This is a genomic window from Acidisphaera sp. S103, from assembly GCF_009765975.1.
In the GTDB taxonomy this organism is placed as follows: domain Bacteria; phylum Pseudomonadota; class Alphaproteobacteria; order Acetobacterales; family Acetobacteraceae; genus Rhodopila.
Genome location: NZ_LMUJ01000040.1, coordinates 1 through 8599, shown reverse-complemented (window position 1 = coordinate 8599; position 8599 = coordinate 1). Strand labels below are relative to the sequence as shown.

The 8599-nt window shown below is 64.9% G+C and carries 9 protein-coding genes and 1 pseudogene; 4 read left to right on the top strand and 6 right to left on the bottom strand.

Annotated features, from left to right (window positions below; all coding sequences use genetic code 11):
- The 3 genes from GSQ89_RS10065 to GSQ89_RS10055 form a co-directional block, all read right to left on the bottom strand.
- The coding region (locus GSQ89_RS10065) for an NAD(P)-binding protein (protein WP_158924608.1) at positions 1 to 275 on the bottom strand (275 nt) is incomplete at its 3' end.
- A gap of 32 nt (positions 276 to 307) precedes the next feature.
- The gene (locus GSQ89_RS10060; protein WP_158924606.1) at positions 308 to 1213 is read right to left on the bottom strand and encodes an alpha/beta hydrolase; all 906 of its coding nucleotides are present in this window, start codon (positions 1211 to 1213) and stop codon (positions 308 to 310) included.
- Between the two features lie 188 nt (positions 1214 to 1401).
- Positions 1402 to 1794 carry a DUF305 domain-containing protein gene (locus GSQ89_RS10055; RefSeq protein WP_158924604.1) on the bottom strand — a complete coding sequence of 131 codons (393 nt, stop codon included), beginning with the start codon at positions 1792 to 1794 and terminating at the stop codon, positions 1402 to 1404.
- Positions 1795 to 1945: 151 nt separating this feature from the next.
- Between GSQ89_RS10055 and GSQ89_RS10050 the strand changes: the two genes are divergently transcribed.
- From GSQ89_RS10050 to GSQ89_RS10040, 3 genes are all read left to right on the top strand, one after another.
- Positions 1946 to 2692: an SDR family oxidoreductase gene (locus GSQ89_RS10050; protein ID WP_158924602.1), complete on the top strand. Its 747-nt coding sequence runs from the start codon at positions 1946 to 1948 to the stop codon at positions 2690 to 2692.
- Complete coding sequence (locus GSQ89_RS10045) at positions 2693 to 4336, top strand: carboxylesterase/lipase family protein (protein WP_158924600.1); 1644 nt, start codon at positions 2693 to 2695, stop codon at positions 4334 to 4336.
- A gap of 175 nt (positions 4337 to 4511) precedes the next feature.
- Complete coding sequence (locus tag GSQ89_RS10040; protein WP_158924598.1) at positions 4512 to 5132, top strand: hypothetical protein; 621 nt, start codon at positions 4512 to 4514, stop codon at positions 5130 to 5132.
- A gap of 51 nt (positions 5133 to 5183) precedes the next feature.
- Here the strand turns inward: GSQ89_RS10040 and GSQ89_RS10035 are convergent, their stop codons facing one another.
- Entirely contained in the window at positions 5184 to 6617 is a 1434-nt protein-coding gene (locus tag GSQ89_RS10035) for an MFS transporter (RefSeq protein WP_158924596.1), read from the bottom strand.
- Between the two features lie 392 nt (positions 6618 to 7009).
- Between GSQ89_RS10035 and GSQ89_RS40070 the strand changes: the two are divergent.
- Positions 7010 to 7135: pseudogene (locus GSQ89_RS40070) on the top strand (IS5/IS1182 family transposase); the annotation flags it as partial.
- A gap of 167 nt (positions 7136 to 7302) precedes the next feature.
- Here GSQ89_RS40070 and cofC read toward each other — a convergent pair.
- Together cofC and GSQ89_RS10020 are read right to left on the bottom strand one after the other, a co-directional pair.
- Entirely contained in the window at positions 7303 to 7950 is a 648-nt protein-coding gene (gene cofC / locus GSQ89_RS10025; protein WP_158924592.1) for a 2-phospho-L-lactate guanylyltransferase, read from the bottom strand.
- Positions 7947 to 8599: 2-phospho-L-lactate transferase CofD family protein (locus GSQ89_RS10020; RefSeq protein WP_174254844.1), on the bottom strand; the 653-nt coding region annotated here is incomplete at its 5' end. The genes cofC and GSQ89_RS10020, both read right to left, overlap by 4 nt.

Genomic DNA, 8599 nt, shown 5'->3' with positions numbered 1-8599 from the left:
AACCCACTCACCTGCCGCCCCAGCAGCCGAGGCACCGGAAACGGCGCGATCTGCTGCTCCAACTGCGTCACCAGCGCCCCCGCCTCGATCGCGGGATGCGCCGGAATGTCGTAGATCGGCTTTTCCGGATACAGCGCGGTGCATTGCCCGCCGACCTCGGCCAGGGCGTCGATCAGCACGCTGGACAGCTTCAGCATGCCCAACTCGAAAACGGCGAACAGCCCCACCGGGCCCGCACCAACGATCGCCACGTCGGTTTCGATGTGTTGTGTCATCCCCGCCCTATACGACGGCACGCAAGCCCCCGCTACGGCAGCGCCTCGCGAACGAAGGCCGCCGCCTCCCGCAACGCCGCTCGTCCTTCCGGCAGGATCGTCGCGAAGAACTGCCAGACATGCGGCAACCCAGGCCAGACCCGCAAGGTCGCGTCGACGCCAGCCAGCCTCGCCTTCTCGACCACCCGGCGCGAATCGTCCAGCAGGACCTCGGTGCCGCTCACCTGAACCAGCATGGCAGGTAGCCCCGTCAGGTCGGCATACAGCGGCGAGGCCAGCGGGTTCGTCGCCGCCGTGTCCCCCAGATAGTGCACTGCCACCCCGTGAACCCACGCCCCAAAAATCAACGCGTCGCAGGCATCATTGTCGATCAGGCTCTGCCCGGTGGCGGCAAGATCGGTCCACGGCGAAAACAGCACCGCCCCCGCCGGCAGCGCATCGCCGGCATCGCGCAGGGCAACCAGCAGCGCCAGGGCCAGCCCGCCGCCCGCCGAATCACCGGCCACCACGATACGGCTGGCCGGCGTCCCCGCCTCGATCAGCGCACGATAAGCCGCGACGGCATCATCCAATGCCGCCGGAAAGCGATATTCAGGCGCCAGCCGATAATCCAGTGCGAACAGGCGCGCATCGCTCCAAATCGCCAGGCGTGACGTCAGCGTCCGGTAACTCCGAGCCGCCATGGTGATATAGGCGCCACCATGGAAATACAGGATGCACCGCCGCCGAGCCGCGTGGTCCTCCCGTTCGGGCTCGATCCAATCGCCTTTGAAAACGGCACCGTTTTCGACGCGCAACCGCCAGCCCTTGACCAGCTTCGCCCGAAACGGCACCCGATCGGTCAGCGCGCGAGACGCCGCGATATCCTGCCCGCGCGACGTGTCCGGTTTGACCCAGCGGCGCAGCGCCCAGGTCAACGCACTGTTCTGCCAGCTCATGCGCGGCGATCGATCGTGCCGGCGAAAAATGTTGCGCGCATGAAAGAAACCGAACCCCGCAAACCGGTAATGATCTGGTGTGCCAAGTCTCTTATCGCGCCCTGGAAGCGCACGATAGGCCGGGCGACACCTTGCCAAACACCAACACCACGCCGAACCCCGGACCTGTCGCGAGGCGGCCAGTCACTTCAATGCCCCATGGGCATGTGCGCCTGTGCACCAGGTGGCGCGGCCGGCGGCGGCGGCAAGATCGCCAGCCTGTGCCGCATCACCACGATCTCCCGCTGCTGATCGACGACGATCCCCTGCGCCAACCGGCGCAGGACAGGATCATGGCCGAACCGAAGTTCGACCTTGGCCATGTCGATCGCCCCCTGATGGTGCGGGATCATCATCGCCGCAAAGTCCCGGTCCGGGTCACCGGTCGCAGGCACCCTCATGCCCTGATCCATCCGGGTCATCGCCGCACCCATGGCCGAACCGAAATCATCCGCGCTGACGGATCGGCCACTCGCCACCGCCAACACGGCGAACAGCGCCACGGCCGCGCCGCGCCCGCCCCAATAGCCTCTGCGTCGCATGCTCCAATCCCCTTAACCCATCACGAGCGCGCATATTGTCACGGCCCGCCCAAATGCCAGCGGCAGGAAGGTTTCCGTCCGGGCGATCTTCCCGATGCGCCATTCGCGGTCCAGTATAGCGGCTGGATTCCACAAACGGGGAGGATTACCCATGACAGATCGCGTCGCCATCATCACTGGCGCCGGCAGCGGTATTGGACGCGCGACGGCGCTCAACCTGCTGGCCGGTGGCTGGTCGGTCGCGCTGGCCGGCCGCCGCCAGGATGCGCTGGAGGAAACCGCGGGCATGGCCACGAGCGGCAAGACGCTGATCGTGCCCACGGACGTGACCGACCCGGCGCAGGTGGACGCGCTGTTCGCCAAGGTGAAATCCACCTTCGGCCGCCTGGACTCGCTGTTCAACAACGCCGGCGGCAACGTCCCCACCACCAATTTCGGCGACTTCACGTTCGAGATGTGGCGCAAGGTCTGTGCGATCAACCTGGACGCGATGTTCCTATGCGCCAACGCCGCCTTCCGGGCGATGCGCGATCAGGAGCCGCAGGGTGGGCGGATCATCAACAACGGCTCGATCTCGGCGCACAACCCGCGGCCGGGTTCGGTGGCCTACACCTCCACCAAGCACGCGATCACCGGGCTGACGAAGTCGATCGCGCTGGACGGACGGCAATACGACATCTGCTGCAGCCAGGTGGATATCGGCAACGCCGCCACGCCGATGACGGCACGCTCCACCAACGGCCAGATGCAACCCTACGGCCAGATGGCGGTCGAGGCCCGCATGGACGCCAATCACGTCGGCCAGCAGGTGGCATTCATGGCGAACCTGCCGCTGGAATCGAACGTGCAGTTCGTGACGATCATGGCCACCAAGATGCCGTGGATCGGGCGGGGCTAGGTGGCAACCGGGCGGCGAGGCCTTCTGGGCCTGGCCGCCGCCGCTCTGGCCAATGAGGGGCTTGCCAGGCCAGGCCTGGCGGCGCCGCGCCGCAATGGGAAGACCGGCGCACCGCCCCCCAGCATTGTCGTGGAGACCCATCGCGGCAAGGTGCGCGGGTCTTCCGACGGCGACATCAAAGTGTTCAAGGGCATCCCCTATGCCGCGAATACCCAGGGCGCCAATCGGTTCCATCCGCCGAAGCTGACGAAGAACTGGGCCGGTGCGCGCGACGCCGTCGCCTACGGCCCGATGTGCCCGCAACTGCCACAAAAGCGCGGCAGCTACACGGCGTCATGGACCTACGACAAGGAAGCCAGCGAGGACTGCCTGGTCCTGAACGTCTGGACCCCGGCCCTGTACGACCAGCGCCGGCGACCCGTCATGGTCTGGCTGCACGGCGGCGGTTTTTCCGCCGGATCCGGGTCGCGCAACGTGTTCGAGGGCACACGACTGTGCCAGCGCGGCAACGTGGTCGTGGTGACGCTCAATCACCGCCTGAACGCGTTTGGCTTTCTCTACCTCACCCATCTGGGCGGCGCGGAATACGCCGAATCCGGCAATGTCGGCATGTTGGACATCGTCGCGGCGCTGCACTGGGTGCATGACAACATCTCGGCCTTCGGCGGCGACCCCGGCAACGTCACGATTTTCGGCCAGTCCGGCGGTGGAGCGAAAGTCAGCACGCTGATGGCGATGCCGCAGGCGCGCGACCTGTTCCACAAGGCGATCGTCGAGAGTGGCTCCGACCTCGACGCCCTGACGCCGGATGAAGCGACCAAAAACGCGCTGACGTTCCTGTCCGCGGTGGGCGTGAAACCAACCGAGCTTCCGCGCCTTGCGAAATTATCGACCGACGCACTCGTCGCCGGCCTGGCCAGGGTGATGAACGCACCCGGTCCCAAGCCGAACTACAGTCCGGTGGTGGACGGGAACGCGCTGCCGAAAGACCCATGGCAACCCGACGGCCCCCCCGTATCGGCCGGCGTGCCGATGATCATCGGCTCCACCCGCACCGAGACGACAGCGCTGCTCGGTGTCAACCACCCGGAATACTTCACGCTGGATGATGCGTCGCTGCTCCGGAGCCTCGCCGGCTGGATACCGGACCGCGACATTCCCCGTGTCGTGGCGGGGTTCCGACGGCTGATGCCCACCGCCTCGGCCTCCGACCTGTTTTTCGCCATCACCACAGATCGCCGAGTGCGCCAACAGGCCTGGGCACAGGCGGAGCGCAAGGCAGCCCAGGGCGGCGCGCCCGTCTGGCTATACGAACTGGACTGGGCCACCCCGGTGGATGACGGCAAATGGGGCTCGCCGCACGCGCTCGATCTGGCGTTCGTGTTCGACAACGTCGCGAAATCCGAGGCCATGGCCGGCACCGGGCCGGCACCGCAGCACATGGCCGACCAGATGAGCGCCGCCTGGCTCGCCTTCGCCCGAAGCGGGAACCCGAACGTTGGCGCGATACCGGCGTGGCCGCCGTTCTCGCCCGCCCAGCGCGCCACGATGGTGTTCAACACCACATCACAGGTCGTGAACGATTTCCGGGGTGATGAGCGAGCACTGCTCGCGTCACTGCCGCTTTACAAAGTAAGCCGATAGGCCCGAACGAAGAACGGATCCGACCCGGCGCACATCTGGTCCGGCAGGCCCGGCGTCAGTCCGGGCCATCAGCCCCAGTAAGGTACCGGGACCAGGCCGCATTTCGTTCTTGTTTTATTCCACAATCTACGGTAGAAGAAATTCAACTGATTTCCCACAACCCCAGGCGCCCACCATGCCCCACCCAGCCACCATCACCACCGCCGTCTTCGAAAAAATCATCGCCTTCCTCGCCCCTCTGTTCCTGATCCCTGGCACAAGCGACATTGCCACCGCGCGAGAAACCGCCATTACGACCCTCGCCAGCTACGGCGCCCGAACGGACCGGGAATTGCGGTTCGCCGCCCTCAGCATCGCCTTCGGATTCGGCGCCCTGGAAGCGCTCAGCAAAGCTGCCGCTCCGGACCTGCCGCTGAACCACGCGCTACGGCTACGCGGCAACGCCAACGCACTGAACCGAGCGGCACAGCAGAATGAAAACCGGCTGGAGAAGCTACAAAGACAGCCCGAGGCTGCCGAGACCGAAGAACACGCCGAAAACGCGATGTTGGAGGCCCTGGCTGACCCCCTCCCCACGAGCAACCAGACCGCCGACCTGCTCGCCTTCGTCCGCGCCCAGGTGAAATCCATGAGACCCACCGCCGACCTGACGTCGGCACCAGTCGTTCCGCTGTCGCGTCAGCAACGCCGTGCCGCCGAACGCAGGGCAGAAAAAATGCGCCAGCGGCAACAGGAAGAAGCCAAACGCGCGCAACGGCTGGCCACGACACGCCAATCGATGCGGATCGGCATCTAACTTTCACCGGAACGGTGAATCACGGCGCTCGCCACCTGCGCCAACGGTCTCCTATTGAAGTTCTTCGCCAATCCTCGATCGGGCGGCGAGCGCGAGCTTGGTCGGGGCGTCCTCATGCGCGCGCATCGAGAGCGGGGTTCGCACACGTTCGACCGGCACCAGCGTGAAGCACAGACCAACCACGACGGCGCACCCCGCCAGCACCAGGAATACCGGCAAGATCGCATCGGACGTAGCCCGCGGCGTCACCAAATTGCCGGCACCGGCGATCACTGCCAGCACCAGCGGACCAAGAATCTTGCCGATCCCGTTGCACGCCTGGACCAGCCCGGTTCCGCGGCCCAGCAACTCGACAGGGAAAACCTCGGCCGAATAGGGCGTGGCGTTGGAGAGGCCGCCATCGAAAAAGAACATCATCCCCATCAACAGAACCAGAAACACCGGGACCGTGCCGATGAAACCGCTGTTGAACACCGCCATGGCAAGCAAGAACGCGGCGCCGACATAGCCCGCCAACTCACCCGCATGCCGCCGCCCGATCCACAGCGGAAGGAACGTATAGACGATACGGCCGCAGATCGCGGAAAGGCTGACATAGACGAAGTATTTTGCTGCCTGGCTAACGGGAATCCCCATTCGCAACGACAGGATGGTCGGTCCCCACAGGATCACGCAGTAGCCGACCGTGTTCATCGTCACCCACAAGATGGCGATCTGCCAGAACCGGACCTTGTCGCGATACAGGTCGCGGAACGGCGCATGTGACGCCGAGGTGGAGATGCGAGAGGGCAGAGCGATCGACTCAGCGGGTCGGTGCAGCAGTTTCGCGAGAATGTCGCGGGCCTCCTTGGTGCGCCCGCGCACGAGCAACCACCGTACCGACTCCGGTATGATGAAGGTCATGATGATGGCCAGGACCAGCGGCGCCGCGCCGAGTGCCGCAATGCCGCGCCAGCCGATCAAGGCCAGCAGCGTGGCCGCCGACAGTGCCGCCAGCAGCACGCCCAACGAGACCGGCACGACCATGGCGCCGGTGATGGCCGCGCGGTGCCGCGTCGGGGTCATTTCAACCAGCAACGGTATTTGCGCTGTGATGGCACCTGCCATGCCAACGCCGACAAGGAACCGCAAGGCGGAGAAGGTGATCCATGCTCCGTCCGGCACAATGGCTAGCAGGCCGGCGGCGATCGGATACAGGAAGGTGCCCGCGAGCAGGAGCTTGCGACGTCCGAAGATGTCGGCGAGACGGCCAAAGACTGTGGAACCCACGATCGCACCGACACCGGCCGAAAGCAACATGATCGAAGACTGGCCGTAGGTGAGATTCCAAGGACGTGCCAGCACCGCCACCAGATAGCCGACGAGGAAATAGTCGAAAAACTCGAACGCTGCCTGGGCGTAGACGAGCACAACCGTCGACCAGAAACGCCACGTCAACGGAGCGTTGTCAAACAGCGCAACGAGATCATCATCGGATCCGTTCATTTCCTATCCCCCCGGGTTTGTCTAAGAGACTGACCGAGAACGGTATTGGAATCAAATTCGCGCCCGAGGCTTCCTGGCAGGCTGCTGAAAAAAAATGTTGTCGCCACGCGATCGTATCGGCCTCACTGCGATATCGGATCGATCAGCGTGGAGCAGATCCTCGGCCGCCCTTCAACCTCGCATGGGAAACCGCCACGCACTCTGCCATTGCGGGCCTTCCACTCGATCCGTTCCGGATAAAAAATGATAAAGCGGGTGGACGACGACCTTTTACACCAACCGCCGTTGAGGCCGACTCTTGATCCGTCATGATCCCGCTGCTTCGTCATGGTTCGGCGAAGTCCGGGCCATCTGCCACGGCAAGATGGCTTGATCGGATGACCGGACTTCGCCGAACCGTGACGAGGCTGATGTGTCAACGTCAACGACCATTGGTATTATTCCGTTGGCGTGTCGGCTTGTCGTCCGAAGAACCGGTCTGGGTGCCCACGGCGTTCAGCAAGAACCGTGAGCGGATGCCGCAAGACACCCTCGCCGCCGCCTTCATCGATGCGCGAACGACCCGACATGCGGAACCGAGGCCAATGGCGATGGCAAGAGCCCAACCATGCCATTCCTCAAGTACCAATCAGGGGCTTTGAGGCGAAGGAAAAAGCACATGGAATCCAACGGCACCCCAGGACGCCTAAAACCCGAACCCCTCCAACAGCGCCCGCGTCCGCGTCGGCACCCGAGGCCGCACCGCCATGAACGCCCGCAAATCCGCCGGATGGTCGATATCCAGCCCGATCCCCGGCAGCCGCACCACCGTCGGCTCGATCCCCTGCGCCCGCGCCGCCATCAGATGCGGAAAATAACTATCGTCCCCAAACCGCAACGGCACGGAAAACGGAGGCGCGCACAGCACCGCATTCGACCCCAGCTCATCATGCGCCGGCACGATAGTAAACGACGGTGCCGCCAGACAGGACGACACCACCGCATCGATCTCCGCCGAGGTCACCAACGGAATATCCCCCGGCACAGTCAGCAACGCACCCTTCCTTTCCGCCGCCAACACCCGAGCCATCCCGTTCACCGCGCCGGTATGCCCATCCAGCGCGCCCTCCGTCACCACCCGAGCGCCATACCGCTCAGCCAACGCCCCCGCCACCGGATCGATCGTATTGACCAATATCCCCGCCAACCGAGACGCCCCGGCCAACGCCGACAGCACGTCCTCCAACATCGTTGCGGCGAGCACTTCCCGCTGTTCCGGCGTCAAAATCGACCCCGTCCGAGACTTCGCCCCGGTAAACCCCTTGACCGGCACGCAGGCCCAGACATCGATCATGGGACGCGACGATGCCGCAGCCCGTGCATTTCCCGCCGCCGCAACGTCGCCGCCGCCTCCACGACAATCCGAGCCAGCGCCTCCCGGTCCTCCATCGTCGTCATCAGCGTCTGCGCCAGCGTGACACGCGCATCGATCGAGACCACCTCCGACATATCCGCGTGGTCGATCACATACCCGTCCAGCAGATCGGCATACCGCTGCGCCACCGTCCCGGCCGAGGGATCCAGCCCCAACTCCGTCATCATCTTCGCCGTCGGCCCTTTCACCGCTCGTCCCGCGATGATCGGTGAAACCGCGATGATCGGCGCCTTGCACGCGATCAGCGCCTCTCGCACGCCGGGGATCGCCAGGATCGGCTCGACGCTGATGAACGGATTGGACGGGCAGATCACCACCGCCTCCAGCGACTCATCCGCCAACGCCGCCAGAAACGCCGGATGCGGCCGCGCCGCCCCCGCGCCCTGGAACTGCAGTTGAGAAACCACCGGCTCACACCGCCGATGCACAAAATATTCCTGGAAATCCAGCCACCCCAGGTCGGTCAGCAACCGAGTCCGCACCGGATCGTCGGTCATCGGCACAACCCGAGGCCCCACCCCCATCCGCCGGCATAGATCGGCGGTGACAGCGGAAAGACTCTCTCCAT

What these genes read in the sequence shown, in the direction of transcription:
- GSQ89_RS10060 (WP_158924606.1), bottom strand. Translation starts at nt 1,213, where the DNA reads ATGAGCTGGCAGAACAGTGCGTTGACCTGGGCGCTGCGCCGCTGGGTC.
- GSQ89_RS10035 (WP_158924596.1), bottom strand. Translation starts at nt 6,617, where the DNA reads ATGAACGGATCCGATGATGATCTCGTTGCGCTGTTTGACAACGCTCCG.
- GSQ89_RS10050 (WP_158924602.1), top strand. Translation starts at nt 1,946, where the DNA reads ATGACAGATCGCGTCGCCATCATCACTGGCGCCGGCAGCGGTATTGGA.
- GSQ89_RS10055 (WP_158924604.1), bottom strand. Translation starts at nt 1,794, where the DNA reads ATGCGACGCAGAGGCTATTGGGGCGGGCGCGGCGCGGCCGTGGCGCTG.
- GSQ89_RS10040 (WP_158924598.1), top strand. Translation starts at nt 4,512, where the DNA reads ATGCCCCACCCAGCCACCATCACCACCGCCGTCTTCGAAAAAATCATC.
- cofC (WP_158924592.1), bottom strand. Translation starts at nt 7,950, where the DNA reads ATGATCGATGTCTGGGCCTGCGTGCCGGTCAAGGGGTTTACCGGGGCG.